Raw genomic sequence first — 23,397 nt, forward strand, 5'->3', positions numbered from 1 at the left:
TCTACGCCACTTCGCCTTGGTCACGAGAGCTTTGCGGTTTATGGCCCGCTCGCCCTGCTTGGCAGCGCCTTCTATGCAGTTCTTGTCCATCGGCTCGCGATTTACGCTTCACGCTTCCTTCCCACGCTCGGTCACCCTCACGCAGTTGCGCTTCACTTCGCTCGTTGTGACCAACTCGCGGCGGGACTCGCACCCGCAGGAGTACGCCCATGCTGGGCGTACCATGAAAAAAACGCCTTGCATCACAGACACAAGGCGCTTCGGTGTCCCGGCCGCAGCCGGGATGACAACAGATAACCTGTTCGCTTATTCGGCGGCAGGCGGCTCGTCGTCGCTGTTGGTACCCAACGGAGCAAACACATTGTCCAGCGTGACCGGTGCAGACTCCTCGAAAGGATTCTCCTGGGCACGCACGGCAGCGCGTTCGGCACGTTCGCTTTCCTCTTTGGCCTTGCGGGCATGGTGGAAAGACATACCGGTTCCGGCTGGGATCAGACGACCCACGATCACGTTCTCTTTCAGACCACGCAACTCATCACGTTTACCCATGATAGCCGCTTCGGTCAGCACCCTGGTGGTTTCCTGGAAGGAAGCCGCAGAGATGAACGAATCGGTGGACAGCGATGCCTTGGTAATACCCAGCAGAATGTTCTCGTAGGTGGCCGGGATCTTGCCCTCAGCCGTCACGCGATCATTCTCGTTGAGCAGTTCGGCACGCTCAACCTGTTCACCGGTGATGAACGAGGTATCGCCTGCGTCCACGATGTTCACACGACGCAGCATCTGACGAACGATCACTTCAATGTGCTTGTCATTGATCTTCACGCCCTGCAGACGGTACACGTCCTGCACTTCGTTGACGATGTAGATGGCCAGCTTCTCGATACCCTGCAGACGCAGAATATCGTGAGGATCGGCCGGACCGTCCACAATCATCTCACCCTGGTTAACCACCTGGCCGTCGTGTACCAGCACCTGTTTCTCTTTCGGAATCAGGAACTCGTGCACCGTACCATCGGTTTCGGTAATGACCAGACGCTGTTTACCCTTGGTATCCTTACCAAATGACACCGTACCGGTGACATCTGCCAGCATACCGGCGTCTTTCGGTGAACGGGCTTCGAACAGCTCGGCCACACGCGGCAGACCCCCGGTAATATCGCGGGTTTTCTGTGACTCTTGTGGAATACGAGCCAGAATCTCACCAATATTGACCTGTTGTCCGTCACGCACGGTAATCAGCGCGCCAACCGGGAATGAAATATTCACGGAGTGGTCAGTACCGGCAATTTTCACCTCTTCACCCGCCTCGTTGACCAGCTTGATCTGAGGACGCATCAGCGTTTTACCACTGCGTGATTTCGGTGTAATGACCACCAGTGTAGACAGACCGGTCACCTCATCCACCTGTCTGGCAACGGTCTGGCCTTCTTCGATATTCTCGAAGCGAACCGCACCGGAGTATTCAGACACGATAGGACGAGTCAGCGGATCCCATGAGGCCAGACGTGTACCGGCTTTCACGGTATCGTTATCGCCCACCAGCACGGTAGCGCCGTAAGGAATCTTGTGACGTTCGCGCTCGCGGTTATTATCGTCAAAAATCACGATCTCACCGGAACGGGAAATGGCCACACGCTCGTTCTTGGCGTTGGTCACATAACGCATGGAGCCCGCAAAGCCAACGGTACCGTTAGACTTGGTCTCAACCGAAGACGCCATGGCTGCACGCGACGCCGCACCACCAATGTGGAACGTACGCATGGTCAGCTGCGTACCCGGTTCACCAATCGACTGCGCCGCAATCACACCCACGGCTTCGCCGCTGTTGACCATATTGCCGCGGCCAAGGTCACGGCCATAGCAATGTGCGCAAAGTCCGTGACGGGTTTCGCAGGTCAGCGGTGTACGGATCTTGACTTCATCCACGCCAATGCGATCGATCAGTTCAACGGCATCTTCATCCAGCAGGGTGCCGGCCGCAATCGCCGTTTCCTGCGTGTCCGGATTAACGATATCGGCAGCGGCCACACGACCCAGAATACGATCGTGCAACGCTTCAATCACTTCACCGCCTTCAACCAGGGCTTTCATCAGATAGCCGTTGGTGGTACCGCAATCGGTTTCGGTGATGACCAGATCCTGGGTCACGTCAACCAGACGACGCGTCAGGTAACCGGAGTTCGCTGTTTTCAGCGCGGTATCGGCCAGACCTTTACGAGCACCGTGCGTGGAGATGAAGTACTGCAGAACGTTCAGACCTTCACGGAAGTTCGCGGTAATCGGCGTTTCGATGATCGAGCCATCCGGCTTGGCCATCAGGCCTCGCATACCGGCCAGCTGACGAATCTGCGCTGCCGAACCACGGGCACCGGAGTCGGCCATCATGTAAATGGAGTTGAACGATTCCTGGCGGGCATTTTCGCCCAGACGGGTCACAACCGGCTCTGTCGCCAGTTGTTCCATCATGGCCTTACCCACTTTATCACCGGCCTTGCCCCAGATATCAACCACGTTGTTATAGCGTTCCTGCGAAGTCACCAGACCTGACGAATACTGCTTGTCGATCTCTTTGACTTCATTGCTGGCCTGCGTCAGAATTTCTTCTTTCACAGTCGGAATAACCATGTCGCCCATGGCAATTGAAATACCAGCGCGGGTCGCCAGACGGAAACCGGACTGCATCAGCTTATCGGCAAAAATCACCGTGTCGCGCAGACCGCAGCGGCGGAAAGACTGGTTGATCAGACGTGAAATTTCTTTCTTTTTCAGGGCACGGTTCAGCACGCTGAACGGCAGCCCATGAGGCAGAATTTCCGACAGAATCGCACGGCCGACCGTGGTCTCAAAACGGTGCAGCACAGGCTGCCATTCACCCTGCTCGTCTTTCTCGTATTCGTTCAGACGCACAGTCACGCGTGATTGCAGTTCCACTTCACCATTGTCATAGGCACGGATCAGCTCGGCCAGATCGGCAAAGAACAAGCCCTCACCCTTGCCGTTGATACGTTCACGCGTCGTATAGTACAGACCCAGCACGATATCCTGAGAAGGCACGATAGAAGGTTCGCCACTGGCCGGGAACAGCACGTTGTTAGATGCCAGCATCAATGTGCGTGCTTCCAGCTGTGCTTCCAGTGACAGAGGCACGTGAACCGCCATCTGGTCACCGTCAAAGTCGGCGTTAAAGGCCGCACACACCAGCGGGTGCAACTGAATCGCCTTACCTTCAATCAGTGTCGGTTCAAACGCCTGGATACCCAGACGGTGCAGCGTTGGCGCACGGTTGAGCATCACAGGGTGTTCACGGATCACTTCTTCCAGAATGTCCCAGACCACAGGCTCATGGGCTTCTACCAGTTTTTTCGCAGCCTTGATCGTGGTCGCCAGACCCATAATCTCAAGACGGTTGAAAATAAACGGCTTGAACAGTTCCAGCGCCATCAGTTTGGGCAGACCGCATTGATGCAGTTTGAGCTGAGGACCCACCACGATCACGGAACGACCGGAGTAGTCCACACGTTTACCCAGCAGGTTCTGACGGAACCGGCCGCTTTTACCCTTGATCATATCGGCCAGGGACTTGAGCTGACGCTTGTTGGCGCCGGTCATGGCTTTACCGCGACGACCGTTATCCAGCAGCGAGTCAACCGATTCCTGCAGCATGCGTTTTTCGTTGCGCAGAATGATGTCCGGTGCCTTCAGTTCGATCAGACGCTTCAAACGGTTATTACGGTTGATCACGCGACGGTACAGATCATTCAGATCAGACGTCGCGAAGCGGCCGCCATCCAGCGGTACCAGCGGACGCAGATCCGGCGGCAGCACGGGCAGCACTTCCATCACCATCCAGTCCGGTTTGATGCCGGATTTCTGGAAGCCTTCAATCACTTTCAGACGCTTGGAGATCTTCTTGATCTTCGCATCGGAGCTGGTTGCCTTCAGTTCAGCGCGCAAAGACTCGGCCTCACGATCGATATCAATCGTGCGCAGCAGTTCGCGCACGGCTTCAGCACCCATCAGGGCAGTGAAGTCGTCGCCGTACTCTTCGGTCTTGGCCAGGAAATCGTCGTCAGACATGATCTGACCGCGCTTGAGCGGTGTCATGCCTGGCTCAATCACGCACCATGCTTCAAAGTACAGTACGCGTTCGATATCGCGCAGGGTCATGTCCAGCACCATACCCAGGCGGGATGGCAGGCTTTTCAGGAACCAGATGTGCGCAACCGGGCTGGCCAGTTCAATGTGACCCATGCGTTCACGACGCACTTTGGTCACGGTCACTTCGACGCCGCATTTTTCGCAGATCACACCGCGATGTTTCAGGCGTTTGTATTTACCGCAAAGGCATTCGTAATCCTTGATCGGGCCAAAGATCTTGGCGCAGAACAAACCATCACGTTCCGGCTTGAATGTCCGATAGTTGATGGTTTCTGGCTTTTTGACTTCGCCATAGGACCATGAACGGATTTTTTCAGGAGAAGCAATCCCGATCTTGATGGCATCGAACTGCTCATCCTGGGAAATCTGTTTGAATAAACCTAATAATCCCTTCATTCTTTACGCTCCAAATCCATGTCCAGTGACAGAGAACGGATCTCTTTCACCAGCACGTTGAACGACTCAGGCATACCTGCGTCGATGACGTGATCGCCTTTAACAATGTTCTCATACACTTTGGTACGTCCGGCAATGTCATCCGATTTAACGGTCAGCATTTCCTGCAGCGTATACGAAGCACCATAGGCCTCAAGTGCCCACACCTCCATCTCACCGAAGCGCTGGCCACCAAACTGGGCTTTACCACCCAATGGCTGCTGCGTCACGAGAGAGTACGGACCAGTAGAACGTGCATGCATCTTGTCGTCGACCAGGTGATGCAGTTTCAGGTAATGCATGTAGCCGATGGTGACGGGACGCTCAAAGCGCTCGCCGGTACGGCCGTCGAACAGGTAAGCCTGGGTGCGAGAGTCGGTCAGTTGCAGACGTTCTTTCACATCATCAGGATAGGCCAGTTCCAGCATACTGGTAATTTCTTCCTCGGTGGCACCGTCAAATACCGGTGTCGCCAGCGGTACGCCGTTTTTCAGATTGCGCGCCATCTCGATGATCTGCTCATCGTTCAGGGAATCAATCTGTGCCTTGCTACCGGTGGTGTTGTACACCTTGTTCAGGTATTCGCGGATCTGTCCAACCTGAACCGCACGCTCATCTTTCATGAGATCGGCAATCCGGTGGCCCACACCCTTGGCAGCCCAGCCCAAATGCACTTCAAGCACCTGACCCACGTTCATCCGTGATGGCACACCCAGCGGGTTCAGCACGATGTCGGCAGGCGTACCATCAGCCATGTGCGGCATGTCTTCCACAGGGGTAATACGTGATACCACACCCTTGTTACCGTGACGGCCGGCCATTTTGTCACCAGGCTGCAAACGACGTTTCACGGCCAGATAGACCTTGATCATTTTCAGCACGCCCGGTGGCAGTTCGTCGCCCTGGGTCAGTTTCTTGCGCTTCTCTTCGAAGGCCAGATCAAACTCGTGGCGTTTCTGCTCAACCGATTCCTTGGTCTGTTCCAGCGCCACGGCAGCGCCTTCGTCAGACAAACGAATATCGAACCAGTGCCAGCGTTCTACGCCATCGAGGTATTCCTCGGTAATGGTGGAACCTTTTGGCAGACGGTTCGGGCCACCGTTAACGGTTTTACCAACCAGCAGCTTGCGAATACGATCAAAGGTGTCGTTTTCAACAATACGCAGCTGGTCATTCAGGTCCTGACGATAGCGACTCAGTTCATCATTGATGATGGACTCGGCGCGTTTGTCACGCTGAACGCCTTCACGCGTAAAGACCTGAACGTCAATCACCGTACCGACCATGCCGGAAGGCACGCGCAGCGAGGTGTCTTTCACGTCAGAGGCTTTTTCACCGAAAATCGCACGCAGCAGTTTTTCTTCCGGTGTCAGCTGAGTCTCACCCTTAGGCGTGACTTTACCGACCAGTACGTCATCGGCGCGCACTTCTGCACCAATATGCACGATACCAGACTCGTCAAGACGGTTCAGCTGGGTTTCTGCCAGATTACTGATGTCGCGTGTGATTTCCTCGTTACCGAGTTTGGTATCACGGGCAACAACCGTCAGCTCTTCAATATGGATAGACGTATAACGGTCATCGGCCACCACTTTTTCGGAGATCAGAATTGAATCCTCAAAGTTGTAGCCGTTCCATGGCATGAACGCGATCAGCATGTTCTGACCCAGCGCCAGTTCACCCAGGTCGGTTGACGCACCATCGGCCAGCACGTCGCCACGGGCAACGTGGTCACCACGTTTCACGATAGGACGCTGGTTGATGTTGGTATTCTGGTTAGAACGTGTGTACTTGATCAGGTTGTAGATGTCCACACCCACTTCACCGGCCTGGTTCTCGTCATCATTCACACGAATCACCACGCGATCGGCATCAACGTGATCAACAATACCGCCACGCTTGGCCTGTACGGTCGTGCCTGAGTCAACTGCCACAGTACGTTCAATACCCGTACCCACCAGTGGTTTCTCAGGACGCAGGCAAGGCACAGCCTGACGTTGCATGTTGGCACCCATCAGCGCCCGGTTCGCATCGTCATGCTCCAGGAACGGAATCAGCGAAGCGGCCACGGACACGATCTGCGATGGCGCCACGTCCATGTAGTGCACGTTTTCAGGCGCAGTCAGCATGGTCTCACCGGCTTCACGGCAGGCGATCAGGTCATCCTGGAAGCGGCCGTTTTCGTCCAGCACCGCGTTGGCCTGGGCGATCACGTAATTGCTTTCTTCAATCGCTGACAGATACTCAATCTGATCACTGACCTTGCCATCAATAATCTTGCGGTAAGGTGTTTCCAGGAAACCGTAGTCGTTCAAACGAGCATACAGCGCCATGGAGTTGATCAGACCAATGTTCGGACCCTCAGGTGTTTCAATCGGGCAAACACGACCATAGTGTGTCGGATGCACGTCCCGCACCTCAAAGCCGGCGCGTTCACGTGTCAGACCGCCAGGGCCCAATGCAGAAACACGACGCTTGTGAGTAATTTCAGACAGCGGATTGGTCTGGTCCATAAACTGCGACAGCTGGCTTGAACCGAAGAACTCTTTAATGGCAGCCGAAATGGGCTTGGAGTTGATCAGATCATGCGGCATCAGGTTATCGGCTTCCGCCTGACCCAGACGCTCTTTGACGGCGCGCTCTACACGCACCAGACCGGCGCGGAACTGGTTCTCTGCCAGCTCGCCCACGCAACGCACGCGGCGGTTACCCAGGTGATCGATATCGTCGATCACGCCCTGCCCGTTACGCAACGCAACCAGTACCTTGATGGTTTCCAGAATGTCTTCGTCAGTCAGTGTCATCGGACCGGTGATATCTTCACCACGGCCCAGACGGCTGTTGACTTTCATCCGGCCCACGCGGGACAGATCATAAGACTCTTCGCTGTAGAACAGGCGCTGGAACAGTGCCTCAACCGCTTCTTCGGTTGGTGGCTCGCCGGGACGCATCATACGATAGATCGCAACGCGGGCTGCCATCTGGTCTGCTGTTTCATCAGTACGCAGGGTCAGTGAAATAAACGCACCACGATCCAGCTCATTGGTGAAAATGGTCTGAATTTCATGTACGTTGGCATCACGAATCTTGGTCAGCAGGGACTCTGTGATCTCATCATTGGCGTTGGCAATCACTTCGCCGGTGTCTGCACTGATCACGTTCTTGGCCAGGACACGACCAATCAGGTAATCTTCAGGCACGGAAATACGCTCGATCTTGGCATTCGCCAGTTCGCGCAGGTGCTTGCTGTTAATACGCTTGTCTTTTTCGACCAGTACAGTACCGTTCTTGTCGGTAATGTCGAAACGGGCGACTTCGCCCTTCCAGCGCTCAGGCACCATCTGCATCAGTGCGCCTTCGGATTTGATATCGAAGTGATCAAATTCGTAAAAATGCGCCAGAATGGTTTCCGGTGTCAGGCCAATTGCCTTGAGCAGAATGGTGACGGGCATCTTGCGGCGACGGTCGATACGGAAGAACAGGACGTCCTTCGGATCGAACTCAAAGTCAAGCCATGAGCCACGGTAGGGAATAACGCGGGCAGAAAACAACAATTTGCCCGAACTATGCGTTTTACCACGATCGTGTTCAAAGAACACACCGGGGGAACGATGCAGTTGTGATACGATTACACGCTCAGTACCGTTGATCACAAAAGAACCGGTGTCGGTCATCAGGGGAATTTCACCCATGTAGACTTCCTGTTCCTTGATCTCTTTAACGGTTGGTTTGCTGACTTCGCGGTCCATCAGAACCAGTTTGACTTTGGCACGTAGTGGTGAGGCAAAGGTCAGTCCACGCAACTGACACTCTTTGACATCAAACACCGGCTCGCCCAGCATATAGCTGTCGAACTCCAGCCTCGCCATGCCGTTGTGGCTGACGATGGGGAAAATGGATTTAAACGCCGCCTGCAGACCTTCGTCTTTACGCTGGCTGGAAAGAACCGACTGTTGCAGAAAAGTACGGTAGGAATGTAATTGTGTAGCTAACAGATAAGGTACGTCCTGGACATCTTCGCGTTTAGCGAAGCTTTTACGGATACGCTTTCGTTCTGTGTACGAGTAAGGCATGAGCACTCCGACTCGAGAGGGTTGTAAGAATTATGGGTGGGTCCATAATCCATGGGGTTTTACGACTCCACGAAAAACGCCTTAATTCATATTATTCTGCCCTAAAGGCAGTGAAAAGGTCGTCTTTCCTAGAAACGCAAAAACCCGGAGGTGGCTAAAGCCACTCCGGGTATCATCTTAGGATGATTACTTGAGTTCAGCTTTAGCGCCGGCTTCTTCAAGTTTTTTCTTCGCTTCTTCAGCTTCAGCTTTAGAAACGCCTTCTTTGATTGGCTTCGGTGCACCGTCAACCAGATCTTTCGCTTCTTTCAGACCCAGGCCTGTCAGTTCGCGAACGGCTTTAATGACGTTCACTTTTTGTGAGCCAGTTTCAGCCAGAACGACTGTGAACTCAGTTTGCTCAGCGGCAGCAGCAGCTTCGCCACCGGCTGCAGGAGCAGCAACAGCAACAGCGGCAGCAGCAGCTGACACACCGAATTTTTCTTCCATTTCTTTGATCAGCTCAGACAGTTCCAGCACAGTCATGCCGGCGATAGCGTCGAGGATTTCTGCTTTGTTTAAAGCCATTTTAGAACTCCGAATAAATTTAAATAATTGCCAGGGTTTTGTATCGCTTAGTCTTTAAAAAAGAACCAACAGGTGCCTTAAGCGGCTTCCTTCTGATCGCGCACAGCAGCAAGGCCGCGAACGAATTTGGTTGGAACTTCATTAAGCGTACGCACAAATTGTGTAACAGGTGCCTGCATGGTACCCAACAGTTTGGACAACAGCTCTTCGCGAGAAGGCATGGTGGCCAGGGCTTTGACGCCGTTGGGATCAAGGATGCTGCCTGGAAGGGCACCACCTTTGAGTACGATCTTGTCATTCGTTTTAGCGAATGTAGACAGTACTTTTGATGCAGAAACAGGATCTTCACTGATCGCATAGATCAGTGGACCAGTCAGCTGATCAGACAAACCTTCGAAAGGCGTGCCATTGATCGCGCGACGGGCCAGCGTGTTTTTCAGAACACGCAGATAAACACCTGATTCACGTGCAGATTTGCGCAATACGGTGACAGAAGCAACGTCAATACCACGGTACTCAGCAACAATAATGGATTGTGCATTCGCTACCTGAGCGGATACTTCCTCGATTACTGCCGCTTTCTCATTACGATTGAGACTCACGGTTTGAACACTCCATCTAAAGACGCGGCTGGGAACAGTTCCCAATTGCGTCAACCATATGCGGCGTACCTCTGGTCGAGCTCTGCTAAGAATTCTTCCATGGGACGCCGTCTACGCAGGATCCGGACTTACTGCTCCGGTTTTAAGCCGCCCTGCTTTTGCCATAAAGACAAAGAGGGCCGCTCCAGCGGTCTTTGACAGCAATGCCTGATGCGCGATCAGGCACAGCCCAAAGTTCTGTTATCAGATTGCCAGTGAGGCAACCTCGATTTTCGCTCCGCCACCCATGGTGGATGAAACGGCCAGCTTACGCAGGTAAACACCCTTGGACGTCGCAGGACGTGCCTTGTTCAGGGCATCAACCAATGCAGCCAGATTTGACTGAAGTTTGTCGATGTCGAAAGATGCACGACCGATTGTGGCGTGAATAATACCTGCCTTGTCGGTACGGTACTGAACCTGACCGGCTTTGGCGTTTTTCACAGCAGTTGCCACGTCGGGCGTCACTGTACCCACTTTAGGGTTAGGCATCAGGCCACGTGGACCCAGGATCTGACCCAGTGTACCAACGATACGCATTGTGTCAGGAGACGCAATCACGATATCGAAGTTGAACTGACCAGCCTTGATCTGTTCTGCCAGGTCTTCCATACCAACGATATCGGCGCCGGCAGCCTTGGCGGCTTCGGCTTTCTCGCCCTGGGCAAATACAGCCACACGAACGGATTTACCGGTACCCGCAGGCAATACAACAGAGCCACGAACCAGTTGGTCGGATTTCTTGGGATCAATACCCAGCTGAACGGCCACGTCGATAGATTCATCGAACTTGGCTGTCGCTGTTTCCTTGACCAGTGTCAGGGCTTCAGCAACAGGATACAGCTTGTTACGATCAATTTTGGAAGCAATAGCTGCCGCGCGTTTGGTTACTTTAGCCATTAGTTCACTCCTTCAACCGTAATACCCATGCTGCGGGCACTGCCGGCAATCGTACGTACTGCGGCGTCAAGATCGGCAGCAGTCAGATCAGGTTCTTTTGTTTTTGCGATTTCTTCAGCCTGTGCACGTGTCAGTGTACCCACTTTGTCTACGTGCGGACGTGGAGAACCTTTCTGGATACCGGCCGCTTTCTTGATCAGAATGGTGGCCGGTGGCGTTTTCATGATAAATGTGAAAGATTTATCAGCAAACGCGGTAATCACGACAGGAATCGGCAGACCAGGTTCCATGCCCTGAGTCTTGGCATTGAAGGCCTTGCAGAATTCCATAATGTTCAGGCCACGCTGACCCAGCGCAGGACCGATTGGGGGTGATGGGTTGGCTTTCCCTGCAGGTACCTGCAGTTTGATAAAGCCGACGATTTTCTTCGCCATGCTATGCTCCTTACGGGTTCAATCGCAGCATCATGCCGCTCCCCGGGGTTAATGAAACAGTTAAAGAACCAATCAGGTTTTTTCGACCTGACTGAAGTCCAGTTCTACCGGCGTGGCGCGACCAAAAATGGTCACATTGACACGCACCTTGCTTTTCTCGTAATTGACTTCTTCCACGTTGCCATTGAAATCAGCAAACGGACCTTCCTTGACGCGCAGCATTTCGCCCACTTCAAAGAGGATTTTCGGACGGGGTTTCTCAACACCTTCTTCAATCTGAGAAAGGATTTTTTCCACTTCTTTCTCAGAGATCGGTGCCGGACGATTGCCCGATCCACCCAGGAACCCGGTCACACGATTGGTGTTTTTAACCAGATGCCAGGTTTCGTCTGTCAGATCCATTTCAACCAGCACATAGCCAGGAAAGATCCGACGTTCAGTAATGGCTTTCTGCCCGCCACGCATTTCGATCACTTCCTCGGAAGGCACCAGAATGCGGCCAAATGATGTTTGCAGGCCAGCCCGCTCGATTCGCTCAAGCAGGGCCTTATGAACACTTTTTTCCATGCCAGAAAAGACATGCACAACGTACCAACGTTTACTCATCGCCTGTCCTTTAATTCCAGCCTAAAAACACGCCGTAAATGATCCACTCAATCAGTTTGTCAACAAGCCACAGGAAAATGGCCATCACAATGACAAAGGCAAAGACGATTCCGGTCATCTGGATGGTTTCAGCACGTGTTGGCCAGACCACCCGCTTGAGTTCCGAATAGGAACCGGTAGCAAAATCCACTGAACGGCGTCCTGCTTCGCTGAACCAGAAAATCAAAGCAGCAATAACCAGACTGCCAACAAACATACCGACACGGGCATAGATATTCATATCAGAAAAATATGAATATGCGAAAATGCCGATGGCAATAATGGCCACCGCCAGTACGATCTTATACTTGTCTGACGGTGTTGTTACGGTTTCTACACTGCTATTTGACATGTTAAATTGAGCTGTTTACAGCCCCACAAATGGGTGGCAGGGGCAGTAGGAATCGAACCTACAACCTTCGGTTTTGGAGACCGACGCTCTGCCAATTGAGCTATACCCCTGTAAACCTGTCTTCTGCGCGGTTCAGAAGCGGAGGGTAGTGCATATAACACTATACACTACCCAGGCACCGCGTTGTACTGCAATGGCTATTACTGCAATTACTTCGTGATTTTAGCAACCACGCCGGCGCCGACGGTACGGCCACCTTCGCGAATCGCGAAGCGCAGACCTTCTTCCATCGCGATCGGAGCGATCAATTCTACGTCCATTGATACGTTATCGCCTGGCAGAACCATTTCTTTGTCTTCCGGCAGTTTGATCGTACCGGTTACGTCCGTTGTACGGAAGTAAAACTGGGGACGATAGCCCTGGAAGAATGGTGTGTGACGACCGCCTTCTTCTTTAGACAGAATATACACCTCGGCTGAGAAGCCGGTGTGGGGTTTGATTGATCCGGGTTTGGCCAGAACCTGACCACGCTCTACGTCTTCACGTTTTGTACCACGCAGCAAAATACCCACGTTATCGCCGGCCTGACCTTCGTCCAGCAGCTTGCGGAACATTTCCACGCCTGTACATGTGGTTTTAACCGTGTCTTTGATACCGACGATTTCGATCTCTTCACCCACCTTGATGATTCCGCGCTCGATACGACCGGTCACAACCGTACCGCGGCCAGAGATAGAGAACACGTCTTCAACGGGCATCAGGAACGTACCGTCAACTGCACGCTCGGGGGTTGGGATGTAGGTGTCCAGTGCTTCTGCCAGAGACAGGATGGCCTGTTTGCCCAGTGGGCCTTCGTCGCCTTCCAGTGCCAGTTTGGCAGAACCCTTGATCACAGGCGTATCGTCGCCTGGGAAGTCGTATTTGGACAGCAGCTCGCGCACTTCCATTTCGACCAGTTCCAGCAGCTCTTCATCGTCAACCATGTCGGCTTTGTTCAGGAACACAACAATGTAAGGCACGCCAACCTGACGTGACAGCAGGATGTGTTCACGTGTCTGAGGCATCGGGCCGTCAGCAGCTGAACATACCAGAATCGCGCCGTCCATCTGCGCCGCACCCGTGATCATGTTTTTAACATAGTCAGCGTGTCCGGGGCAGTCTACGTGTGCGTAGTGGCGGGTCTCGGTTTCGTATTCAACGTGAGAGGTGTTGATCGTGATACCACGCGCTTTTTCTTCAGGCGCCGCGTCAATCTGGTCGTAGCCTTTGGCTTCGCCGCCAAAGTGCTGTGACAATACCGTTGTAATCGCCGCTGTCAGCGTTGTTTTTCCATGGTCAACGTGACCAATCGTACCTACGTTTACGTGTGGTTTGGTACGTTCAAACTTACCTTTTGCCATTACCGACTCCTGAAGATTGGGGCTGGATAAATAATTAAAACGCTTGTGGTGCCCATGGCGGGAATCGGACCCGCGACCTCTCCCTTACCAAGGGAGTGCTCTACCACTGAGCCACATGGGCAAATTCTTTCTAACAACTTGTTCCGGCCATATAAATTAACGTACATATGGCCTGAACAATAGGAAACCGGTGCGGGATGGAGCGGGTGAAGGGAATCGAACCCTCATCATCAGCTTGGAAGGCTGTTGCACTACCATTGTGCTACACCCGCAGGATCCTGAAACGTTCCTGCATTCGCAATTTGTTATTGTTGAGGCGGTACTATTCGTATCCCAATATCACCACTGCTACAACCGAAGGATAACCACTTGCGGCAGATGCAAAACTGCAAATCTGGGCAACTTACTCACTCCGGCAGCCAATGACTAACAAAAGCCTTCACAAAGAACAAATTCGGCTGGTGGTGGAGGTTGGATTCGAACCAACGTAGGCGTAAGCCAACAGATTTACAGTCTGCCCCCTTTAGCCACTCGGGCACTCCACCAAGAGAACTACGGATTATGTAGTACTTGCGGTTCGCTGTCAAGTACTAATTGCAGGCAAAACGACGATTCGTTCGATTTACCACGCATTTTTACCAAACTGTCGGAAATTGGCTGCACTTTTTCCTGACAGCCGGGGTCTTCAGCTTTCCAGAATATTGCTCAATCCCTGTTTTTCCAACAGCGAGTTCAGGTGCTCCCAGCCGTGAAAATCAATCAGCAGCTGGCCCTTGTCCTTGCTACCCATTTTCAGGCTGACACGGGTACCCAGATGGTCTGAGAGCGCCTCTTCAAGGCGTTCCACATCCCGATTCACCGCTTTGGGCTTGGGCGCCGCCTTGCTCTTGCCGACGCTGTTGACCAGTCTCTCGGTTTCACGCACAGATAGCTGACGCGCCACAACCTGGTTGGCCAGAATGATCTGGGTTGCCGAATCCACTGCCAGCAGGGCGCGGGCATGGCCCATATCCAACTGGCCCTGCAACAGGAAATTCTGGACCGGCTGCGCCAGATTCAGCAGACGCAGCAAGTTGCTGGTGAGCGAACGGGAACGGCCAATCGCCTGCGCGGCCTGCTCGTGGGTGAACTGAAACTCATCAATCAGCCGTTTTACCCCCTGGGCTTCTTCCAGCGGATTCAGGTCTTCGCGCTGAATATTCTCGATCAGTGCCATCACAGCCGCGTTTTCGTCGGCCACCTCGCGTACCAGCACCGGCACTTCGGCCAGACCGGCCAGTTTGGCTGCCCGGAAACGGCGCTCACCGGCGATGATTTCGTACTTCTCCGGCTGATCTCCGGCTATCGGGCGAATCAGGATCGGCTGCATGATGCCCTGACTGCGCACCGACTCAGCCAGTTCGTTCAGCGCAGCCTCGTCCATTTGGGTACGGGGCTGGTATTTACCGGCACGAATCTGACTCAGCGGTACGCTGGAGGGCAATTCCGGTCCCTTGTTCTCGTCCCGGGACAGATCCTCGATCACATTGATGTCGTTACCCAACAGCGCAGATAATCCGCGACCCAGGCCCTTGGTCTTCTTTGCCGCAGCAGGGGCTACCCTGGACACCGTTTTTGCCGCGGCTTTGGAAGCGGCTTTCGCGGGCGTTTTCGTTGTACTTTTGGCTGCGGTCTTGCCGGCCGTTTTCGATGACGCAGTTGCCATGATTTCCTCTATTTTTCCTTATCCATTGCTTTGACGCGCTTGATGACTTCGGCACCAAATTCCCGATAGGCCTTGGCACCACGCGACGACTTATCGTACAGAACGCCGGGGATGCCATGACTGGGGGCTTCTGCCAGCCGCACATTGCGGGGCACGACAGATTTGAATACGTTATCGCCGAAGTGCTCCAGCAGTTGTTCTGAGACCTGCTGCTGTAACGTCACGCGGGAATCATACATCACGCGCAATAACCAGATCATTTTCAGATCAGGGTTGATGTTCTTATGCACCCGCTTGATGGTATTGACCAGGTCTGAAAGGCCCTCCAGTGCAAAATACTCGCACTGCATCGGAATGATAACGCCATTCGAACACGTCAGCCCGTTCAGAGTCAGCAGTGAAAGCGTTGGGGGGCAATCGATCAGAACAAAATCATAATCGCCGGCAACCTGAGCAATCGCGTTCTTTAACTGATGCTCCCGTTCTTCCAGTTCATACAAATCGAAATCTGCACCGGACAGTTCCCGGTTACCGGGCAGCACGTCGTAGCCCCCGGTTTCCGAACGCACGCGTACATCAGCGATGCTGGCCTCGCCAATCAGCACCTGATAAATGTTTAAGCTTAAACTATTTTTATCAATGCCACTGCCCATGGTTGCATTGCCCTGCGGATCCAGATCCACCAGCAATACCCGCTTCTTTTGTAACGCCAGACTGGCAGCCAGATTAATTGCCGTCGTCGTTTTACCTACCCCTCCCTTCTGGTTTGCAATACAGAATACGCGGGGCGATTTTATTTCATTTGTCATATTTTCCTACTTGCTGCAACCATACAAGACAACGCTCAGCATCCAGTTCCGGCACGTTCAGTTTCTGAACCTGCCCAACTGTCCACGCGCCCTTTTCTTCCAGCTGTGACACTTCGTCTGACGCCAGCCGCCCTTTCATTGCGACCAGATGTCCGTCACTACCCACATGCATGCCAGACCAGTCACTGAAATCGACCAGCGACGCAAAGGCTCGCGAAATAACCAGGTCGGCCTGAGCGGGCGGCTTGCGTTCGATACGAATATGTTCAGATACCAGATTAGGCAATTTAAGTACACCTGCGGCCTGCCTGATAAATGCCGTTTTCTTTTCAACGGCATCAATGCAGCACACCTGCCAGTCAGGCTTCATTATAGCCAGGACTGCCCCCGGCAGACCACCACCTGAGCCCACATCCAGTACAGAAATTGTCCGCCCTGGGGCAAACTTGTCACTCAGTGGATTAATCACGGACAAACTATCGAAAACGTGCTGAATCAGCACTTTGTCCGGATCTCTTAAGGCCGTCAGGTTATACACTTTATTCCAGCGCAATAGCTGATCCTGATAACCGATCAATTGCGCTATCTGGGCATCGGATATCGATAGCCTCAGACTGCTGGCTGCGCCGGCGATGCGTTCCTGACGCCCTGCTTTCACTTGCTCATTCATACCCACCGGCTCATTCATCAATTGCGACGGACGCTGTTTTGCGCAGGGTCTTAGCCGAGAGCTGCAGGCGTTTCAGGTAGATCAACAGAATGGAAATGGCTGCCGGTGTCACACCCGAAATGCGGCGTGCCTGGCCCACCGTCTCGGGGCGTGCATCTTTCAGTTTCTGCCGTACTTCGAAAGACAGGCTAGCCACTGCGTCATAATCCAGATCTGCAGGAATACGCTGCTCTTCCAGATGACTCTGACGCTTAACTTCCTCCTGCTGACGGGCGATATAGCCGGCATACTTCACCTGAATTTCCACCTGCTCCCTGACTGCCTCGGAAAGCGGTTCCGCAGAGGCCAGTACCGAGCCATCTTCAGTGGCTGCATTGGTTAGCGTGTCATACGTCACGGACGGGCGTTTCAACAGATCGGCAAGCGAGTAATCGCGCTCCAGTTGCGAACCCAGGAGTTTTTCAGATACGTCAGCATTGAACGTTCGGGGCGACACACGCGTACCGGCGAGCCGGGAAATTTCCTGCTGAACCGCATCACGCTTGGTGTTAAAGAAGGCCCACCGCGCATCGTCAACCAGCCCCAATTCCCGCCCTATTTCCGTCAAACGAAAATCGGCATTATCTTCACGCAAGCTAAGCCGATACTCTGCACGCGAGGTAAACATCCGGTAGGGCTCGGTTACTCCTCGCGTGACCAAATCATCTACCAATACACCTAAATACGCCTCGTCACGTTTCGGCGTCCATGAATCAAGCCCTCTGGCCAGCCTGGATGCATTCAGCCCGGCAAGCAAGCCCTGAGCGGCGGCTTCTTCATAGCCCGTCGTGCCATTTATCTGTCCGGCAAAAAACAGGCCGGAAATCACTTTGGTTTCCAGACTGCGTTTGAGTCCACGTGGATCAAAATAATCATACTCAATGGCGTAGCCAGGGCGCAGTACATGTGCGTTTTCGAGACCAGGCAAAGTGTGAATCAGATTTAACTGCACATCAAAGGGCAAACTGGTTGATATCCCATTGGGATAAATCTCATTCGTCAGCAAACCCTCTGGTTCCAGAAATATCTGGTGCGAGTCTTTGTCAGCAAAGCGGTTTATCTTATCTTCAATAGACGGACAATATCTTGGCCCTATTCCATCGATCACACCCGTATACATGGGAGAACGATCCAGACCACCGCGAATGATATCGTGGGTTTGTGTATTGGTATGCGTAATCCAGCACGAAATCTGGCGCGGATGCATCTCTACCGACCCCATATAGGAAAACACCGGCACCGGATCAGAATCTCCGGGCTGTTCTTCCAGTTTACTGAAATCAATGCTACGAGCATCAATACGTGGTGGTGTACCTGTTTTAAGGCGCCCTTGCGGCAGATTCATTTCCTTAAGCCGCTGTCCAAGACTGATTGCCGGGGGATCGCCCGCCCTGCCCGCAGAATAATTATTCAATCCCACGTGAATTAAGCCATTCAGAAAGGTACCTGCAGTCAGAACCACCGTTTTCGAACGAAACACCACACCGATCTGGGTTTTGGCTCCAACCACCCTATCCCCTTCAAGAATAAGATCATCGACAGCCTGCTGGAACAGCCACAAATTCTGCTGATTTTCCAGACGAGAACGAATTGCCTGTTTATATAGCAGCCGATCAGCCTGCACTCGCGTTGCCCGTACTGCCGGGCCTTTGGAACTATTGAGAATTCTGAACTGAATTCCGCCTTCATCCGCAGCAATTGCCATTGCGCCACCCAGAGCGTCGATCTCTTTAACCAAATGCCCCTTCCCTATCCCACCAATTGACGGATTGCAGGACATCTGCCCCAACGTTTCAATATTATGGGTCAGCAACAAGGTTTTGGATCCGGAGCGGGCAGCAGCAAGCGCGGCTTCAGTACCGGCGTGACCTCCACCAACAACAATGACGTCAAATTCGTCTGGGTAGTTCATTTTGTTCTTTCAATAGTAGAAATGGCGAAATGTTCCACGTGGAACATTAAAAGGGGTTCTTGCGGAAATGCTATTTTAAACGCTATAGCAGATAAAAGACATTCTCTACATTGTTCCACGTGGAACAATTGTGGATAACTATGTTGATAACACGGTGAATATGCTGTGGGTATATAGGTATTGTTTGTGCATAAGATCATCAACAATCAGGCATAATAAAGATTATAGCCCTGTTGATAAAATTAATACAGTAAGAGACGCAAAAAGTGATTACAAGCATTTCATCCAAACTTCCGGCCGTTGGAACCACAATTTTCACCGTTATGACCAAAATGGCGGCCGATTTCAACGCTACAAACCTTGGTCAAGGCTTCCCGGACTTCGATCCGGACCCAAAACTCACCGATCTGGTTACCCAGGCAATGAAAACGGGACACAACCAGTACCCCTATATGCCTGGCGACCAGCTGTTGCGTAGCAACATCGCAAAAAAGGTCAAAACACTATATGGCCATCAATATGACGAGAATACTGAGATAACGGTTACCAGTGGGGCAACCGAAGCATTAATGGCTGCCATTCTTGCCGTAGTCAATGCCGGTGACGAAGTTATTGTTCTCGAACCGAGTTATGACTCGTACGTGCCGGCCATTCGTTTGGCTGGTGGAACCCCGGTTTTTGTGCCATTAGTCGCGCCTGGTGATGAACAAAGCAGTTATTCAGTGGACTGGGACAGAGTAGGGGAGGCGATTACCCCTAAAACCCGATTGATGATTCTGAATTTTCCTCACAATCCTACGGGGATCACCTTAGGGGCCAGTGATCTGGATGCGCTGGAAACCATTGTTGCCGACACAAAGGTACTTTTGATTGCAGATGAAGTGTACGAGCACATCGTTTTTGATGAAAAACCGTTCCTGAGTCTGAGTAGTCGTCCCGCACTGGCAGCGCGAACCTTCCATATCTCTTCATTCGGCAAAACGTATCACACCACCGGCTGGAAAATAGGTTATTGCTGTGCGCCTGTAGAAATGACTGCTGAATTAAGAAAAGTGCATCAGTTTATGGTTTTTACCGTCAGTTCTCCGATGCAGGTCGCTTTAGGTATTTACAGCGAAGATCCTTCCACCTATCTGACATTACCTGCGTTTTACCAGGAAAAACACGATTTTCTCTATGAAGGCCTGAAGCAGACACGGTTTAAACCCATTCGCAGCCAGGGAACCTTTTTCCTCCTGGCAGATTATTCGGAGATTTCTCAGGAAAACGAACTGGCTTTTGCGAAATGGCTGACTCAGGAGAAGAAAGTTACCTTAATTCCGGTTTCTGCTTTCTATCGTAATCCCGATGATGTGGAATCGAACCATAACCTGGTTCGCTTTTGTTTTGCAAAAAAACAGGGAACCCTGGAACAGGCACTTTCGGTGTTGAAGCACCTCTAGTTATTAATCTTTTTGAATATATAACAGATTAAGAGATAGATACTCTGTGGATATGTTGAAACGGATGAAATCGCGCATATATTCATGCACTTAGGGGAAAAATTGCTTGGTGAATACCGGGCTTTTCATCAGTGTATAAAAATGAACAACTTTGGCACTTCGCAGTTTCCCCCTATTTATCAAGTTTTGATACAGAAGTTATTCACAATTTGTCTCCCAGAGCTTATCCACAGGGCAAAACTGGAAAAAAGCAGGATTTTTAGGGTGCGTTGACCTGACTTTTTACGTATTTTGCCCAGCTGTCTGGTTGCGTTTACAAAGATTGGGTCAGGAGACATTGATAGAGGGGAAGTCCAATTTTCAGTTTTGATGACTGAAATAGTGGTGCCAGCGAGGGCGTTTGAGGATGATATGGGTTCTTCAGTAGTTGGATCAGGCAGGACTACAGGGACCGAATGGTATGAGGGCGGGCGATGGAGCTTGGATAGGCGATTCTTGGACGAGCAATCGATCGCACTGTTGACTGAACCAGTCCACTTTCAGAACGGGACAATACCGTCAGGGGTAGGGTAGGTTTCAGCTATTGCTCTGCTGATATACGTGGGAAGCAGTTAAAACATGAAAAGCGGGGTAGATAGGACGTACTTAACACGCCATTCCAGGGAGAAGCAGGGCGGTAAGTATAAGTGCGCTTTTTCGTTATTTTTGCCGCTATTTACGCTTAACCTGACGTATTGGCACTCAACATTCAATTGACAACCTTTATAACAGACGCCGATATCGCTTCCTGGCCGCCAAATTACGCTTTCCTGATAGCTTCAACCACGTTTTTCACAATTCCTGCTTATAATTTGAGATGATCCGGCGATGGCACGTAGGGTGCCGCGTTGCAGCAATATCCGGCCCCCATCGACGGGACCACATCCGTTATTAATCAGGCGACAGAGGAGCAGACATGGCCTACGATAGTCAGAATATTTTCGCGAAGATTCTCAGGGGAGAAGCGCCGTCTTTCAAAATCTATGAAGACGACAAGACTTATGCGATGATGGATATCATGCCCCAAACGAGAGGGCATTTGCTCATTCTGACCAAGGAAGGGGCCGAAACGCTCCTCGATTTGTCGGTAGAAGGCGCCCAGGCATGTGTGGCTACCGCAAAAAAAATCGCACCAGCCATGCTGGAAGTGACTAAGGCAGACGGCTTTATCATGTCTCAGTTCAATAACGAGATTGCCGGACAAACCGTTTACCACGTGCATTTTCATCTGGTTCCCCGGTATATTGGTCAAACAGTGGAACGCCATGCCCGCGTCAAAGGAGATATGGAGGATATTGAGGCGCTGGCTAAGCAAATTGCCGCTGCCATCAAGTAATGCGGTTGGCCCCGACATTCAGGTACGTTGTCGGGGCAGGATACTGCATACATTAAGATGAATGAGAAAATAAGATCTGTTCACTCTGAGACGCAGGATTTCAGATCCGCCTCACAGAAATCATATGATCCGCAACATCTGTAGAGGCATTAAGCCCGTAACATCAATAAAGACATTAATAAAGATATTAATAAACTGCGAAAAAAAGTGTCATCCCCGGTCGCTATAGTAGCCATTCTATCGGTAGTAACGACAGAAACCATACAATGGTACGTTTAACGAAGCTGGTTTCCGGTTCCGAATCGTGGCGAATGATGTTATCGCCACTATGCTCAAGCCAATATATGTCACCTGTTTCAGACAGACGAACCTCGTACGAATGTCTGGCGATTTCCTTATCAAAAGCGTTTTCCATTTGCAGCGCGAGGTTGGGACTTTCAATAACAAAAGCCCATTTCGGTATTAAGATTCGCTGATCGGGGGTCGAAGTTGAATGAGCCGATAAATACGCGCTTATGATCAACAGCGAATGTTTTTGCATGCAGGCTGGACCCGGAACTGCCAAACGGACCAGCACCTTCTTTTGGTTTATCGGTGGCGGACATGCGTTGCAGCTCGTAAAGAGTGACACCGGCGGCCAGCAGATCTTTGCGGCGTTTAGCGTAGCCTGCATGAACCGCAGACACATCCGTGGCATCAAGTGAATTGGTCAGGACCCGCAGCTTTATACCGGTCTGCGCCATTTTTGTAAATGCATCTACCCCAGCAGCGGTAGGCACAAAATACGGGGAAATCAGATCAACGGTAAGGGAAGGGCGGCCCAGGGTTTCAGCCAATTGATGAACCAGTAAACCACTTGATGTTGCCTGGCCCAGGCCTTTGGCAGGATCATCACTAACCATACGCACATCCGCCCACTCGAAATTCAGATCGCCTTCAAGCATGGTCGAGATAAATGGCAAGGTTTTAATCGCTTGCGAATACTCGGCAGCGGCCTGGGAATTTATCAGATTGTCGGCCCTGGTTTTCAATTTGGGCAGAGTGTCGGCGTCGACTTTTGGCAGGATCAGGCTTGCCGGATATGATGACTTGCTGTCCCAGTATCGATCGAAATCCGTGGAAACGTCGTGTGCAGCCTTGCCAATAGCCAGCACATCCAGGTCAGCAAACAAGACCGATTCACCGGCACCGAAATACTCATCACCGACATTGCGCCCGCCGATAATGGTTGCCTGATTGTCTGCCGTAAACGATTTATTGTGCATACGACGATTGGCGCGCATAAAGTCCGTAGCGAAACCGATCACTTTTGGCCAGCGTACGACAAACGGATTAAATAGCCGGACTTCTATATTTGGATGGCTATCCAGGGCAGCAAGTTCCTCATCCAGACCTGCCGTACCGTTGTCGTCCAGCAGCAGGCGAACGCGGACGCCTCTGTCAGCTGCCGCTCGCAGTTCTTCAAGTAGCAGGGTTCCGGTGATGTCGCCATGCCAGATGTAATATTGCACATCCAGCGATTTTTGCGCGGCGCGCGCCAGGAGTGAGCGTGCAGCGAACGCATCATGGGCGTTGGACAGTGGATAAATGCCACTTTTTCCCGGGTGTGCCTGAACCTCGGGCTGTATGACCTTGCCCAGCGCCGTGTCTCTAACCTGAGCTTCAGTCAGGGCTTTGCTGTTTGGTCGATTATCCAGAGAGGGCAAAGAACACCCGGTCAGCAGGACGGCGAGTATACAAAAAAGAAAAGGTCTGGACCGTCTAAAAAAGCTATTCATAAAGGCAGAGGGAAAGGGGGTTTTGATCGCGTATTCCAGATGGGTAAGTATTCTTCGCG

The 23,397-nt window shown here is 52.1% G+C and carries 15 protein-coding genes, 4 tRNA genes and 1 pseudogene; 2 read left to right on the plus strand and 18 right to left on the minus strand.

Annotation, left to right across the window (positions count from 1 at the left end):
• Window positions 1-306: 306 nt before the first annotated feature.
• The 17 genes from rpoC to mnmG all read right to left on the minus strand — a co-directional run bounded on the left by rpoC (window position 307) and on the right by mnmG (window position 18,743).
• A complete protein-coding gene (rpoC, locus tag MIM_RS21460; RefSeq protein ID WP_025374805.1) occupies window positions 307-4,557 on the minus strand; it encodes a DNA-directed RNA polymerase subunit beta' in 4,251 nt (1,416 codons plus the stop codon).
• The gene (rpoB, locus tag MIM_RS21465) at window positions 4,554-8,669 is read right to left on the minus strand and encodes a DNA-directed RNA polymerase subunit beta (RefSeq protein WP_025374806.1); all 4,116 of its coding nucleotides are present in this window, start codon (window positions 8,667-8,669) and stop codon (window positions 4,554-4,556) included. Before rpoB ends, rpoC begins: the two co-directional genes overlap by 4 nt.
• A 186-nt stretch (window positions 8,670-8,855) precedes the next feature.
• Window positions 8,856-9,236 carry a 50S ribosomal protein L7/L12 gene (gene rplL, locus MIM_RS21470; protein ID WP_025374807.1) on the minus strand — a complete coding sequence of 127 codons (381 nt, stop codon included), beginning with the start codon at window positions 9,234-9,236 and terminating at the stop codon, window positions 8,856-8,858.
• Between the two features lie 77 nt (window positions 9,237-9,313).
• On the minus strand, window positions 9,314-9,838 hold the full coding sequence (gene rplJ, locus MIM_RS21475) for a 50S ribosomal protein L10 (RefSeq protein WP_014752664.1): 525 nt from the start codon (window positions 9,836-9,838) through the stop codon (window positions 9,314-9,316).
• Window positions 9,839-10,081: 243 nt separating this feature from the next.
• Complete coding sequence (rplA, locus tag MIM_RS21480; protein ID WP_025374808.1) at window positions 10,082-10,777, minus strand: 50S ribosomal protein L1; 696 nt, start codon at window positions 10,775-10,777, stop codon at window positions 10,082-10,084.
• Window positions 10,777-11,211 carry a 50S ribosomal protein L11 gene (rplK, locus tag MIM_RS21485; protein WP_025374809.1) on the minus strand — a complete coding sequence of 145 codons (435 nt, stop codon included), beginning with the start codon at window positions 11,209-11,211 and terminating at the stop codon, window positions 10,777-10,779. Before rplK ends, rplA begins: the two co-directional genes overlap by 1 nt.
• A gap of 72 nt (window positions 11,212-11,283) precedes the next feature.
• The gene (gene nusG / locus MIM_RS21490) at window positions 11,284-11,817 is read right to left on the minus strand and encodes a transcription termination/antitermination protein NusG (protein ID WP_014752667.1); all 534 of its coding nucleotides are present in this window, start codon (window positions 11,815-11,817) and stop codon (window positions 11,284-11,286) included.
• A 10-nt stretch (window positions 11,818-11,827) separates the two neighbouring features.
• Window positions 11,828-12,208 carry a preprotein translocase subunit SecE gene (gene secE / locus MIM_RS21495; protein ID WP_025374810.1) on the minus strand — a complete coding sequence of 127 codons (381 nt, stop codon included), beginning with the start codon at window positions 12,206-12,208 and terminating at the stop codon, window positions 11,828-11,830.
• 34 nt (window positions 12,209-12,242) lie between these two features.
• A tRNA-Trp gene (locus MIM_RS21500) sits at window positions 12,243-12,318 on the minus strand.
• A 99-nt stretch (window positions 12,319-12,417) separates the two neighbouring features.
• Window positions 12,418-13,608, minus strand: a complete 1,191-nt coding sequence (gene tuf, locus MIM_RS21505) for an elongation factor Tu (RefSeq protein ID WP_025374750.1) — start codon at window positions 13,606-13,608, stop codon at window positions 12,418-12,420.
• Between the two features lie 46 nt (window positions 13,609-13,654).
• A tRNA-Thr gene (locus MIM_RS21510) sits at window positions 13,655-13,729 on the minus strand.
• 77 nt (window positions 13,730-13,806) lie between these two features.
• Window positions 13,807-13,880 (minus strand) — tRNA-Gly (locus MIM_RS21515).
• A gap of 187 nt (window positions 13,881-14,067) precedes the next feature.
• A tRNA-Tyr gene (locus tag MIM_RS21520) sits at window positions 14,068-14,153 on the minus strand.
• A 140-nt stretch (window positions 14,154-14,293) separates the two neighbouring features.
• Window positions 14,294-15,313 (minus strand): ParB/RepB/Spo0J family partition protein, encoded by a 1,020-nt coding sequence (locus tag MIM_RS21525; protein ID WP_025374811.1) that lies wholly within the window; start codon window positions 15,311-15,313, stop codon window positions 14,294-14,296.
• 8 nt (window positions 15,314-15,321) lie between these two features.
• Window positions 15,322-16,122, minus strand: coding sequence for a ParA family protein (locus MIM_RS21530; protein ID WP_025374812.1), 801 nt, complete (start codon window positions 16,120-16,122; stop codon window positions 15,322-15,324).
• On the minus strand, window positions 16,112-16,798 hold the full coding sequence (gene rsmG, locus MIM_RS21535; protein WP_407638173.1) for a 16S rRNA (guanine(527)-N(7))-methyltransferase RsmG: 687 nt from the start codon (window positions 16,796-16,798) through the stop codon (window positions 16,112-16,114). The genes MIM_RS21530 and rsmG overlap by 11 nt, the downstream gene beginning before the upstream one ends.
• A 4-nt stretch (window positions 16,799-16,802) precedes the next feature.
• Window positions 16,803-18,743 carry a tRNA uridine-5-carboxymethylaminomethyl(34) synthesis enzyme MnmG gene (gene mnmG, locus MIM_RS21540; protein ID WP_025374814.1) on the minus strand — a complete coding sequence of 647 codons (1,941 nt, stop codon included), beginning with the start codon at window positions 18,741-18,743 and terminating at the stop codon, window positions 16,803-16,805.
• Window positions 18,744-19,009: 266 nt separating this feature from the next.
• On the opposite strand from mnmG, the gene MIM_RS21545 reads away from it, so the two are divergent.
• Complete coding sequence (locus tag MIM_RS21545) at window positions 19,010-20,185, plus strand: methionine aminotransferase (protein WP_281178000.1); 1,176 nt, start codon at window positions 19,010-19,012, stop codon at window positions 20,183-20,185.
• 955 nt (window positions 20,186-21,140) lie between these two features.
• Window positions 21,141-21,560, plus strand: a complete 420-nt coding sequence (locus tag MIM_RS21560; protein ID WP_025374816.1) for an HIT family protein — start codon at window positions 21,141-21,143, stop codon at window positions 21,558-21,560.
• A 223-nt stretch (window positions 21,561-21,783) separates the two neighbouring features.
• Here the strand turns inward: MIM_RS21560 and MIM_RS21565 are convergent.
• Window positions 21,784-23,338 (minus strand): annotated as a pseudogene (locus tag MIM_RS21565) (phospholipase D family protein).
• Window positions 23,339-23,397: the final 59 nt, after the last annotated feature.

It is taken from the genome of Advenella mimigardefordensis DPN7 (genome assembly GCF_000521505.1).
GTDB classification, from domain to species: Bacteria; Pseudomonadota; Gammaproteobacteria; order Burkholderiales; family Burkholderiaceae_B; genus Advenella; species Advenella mimigardefordensis.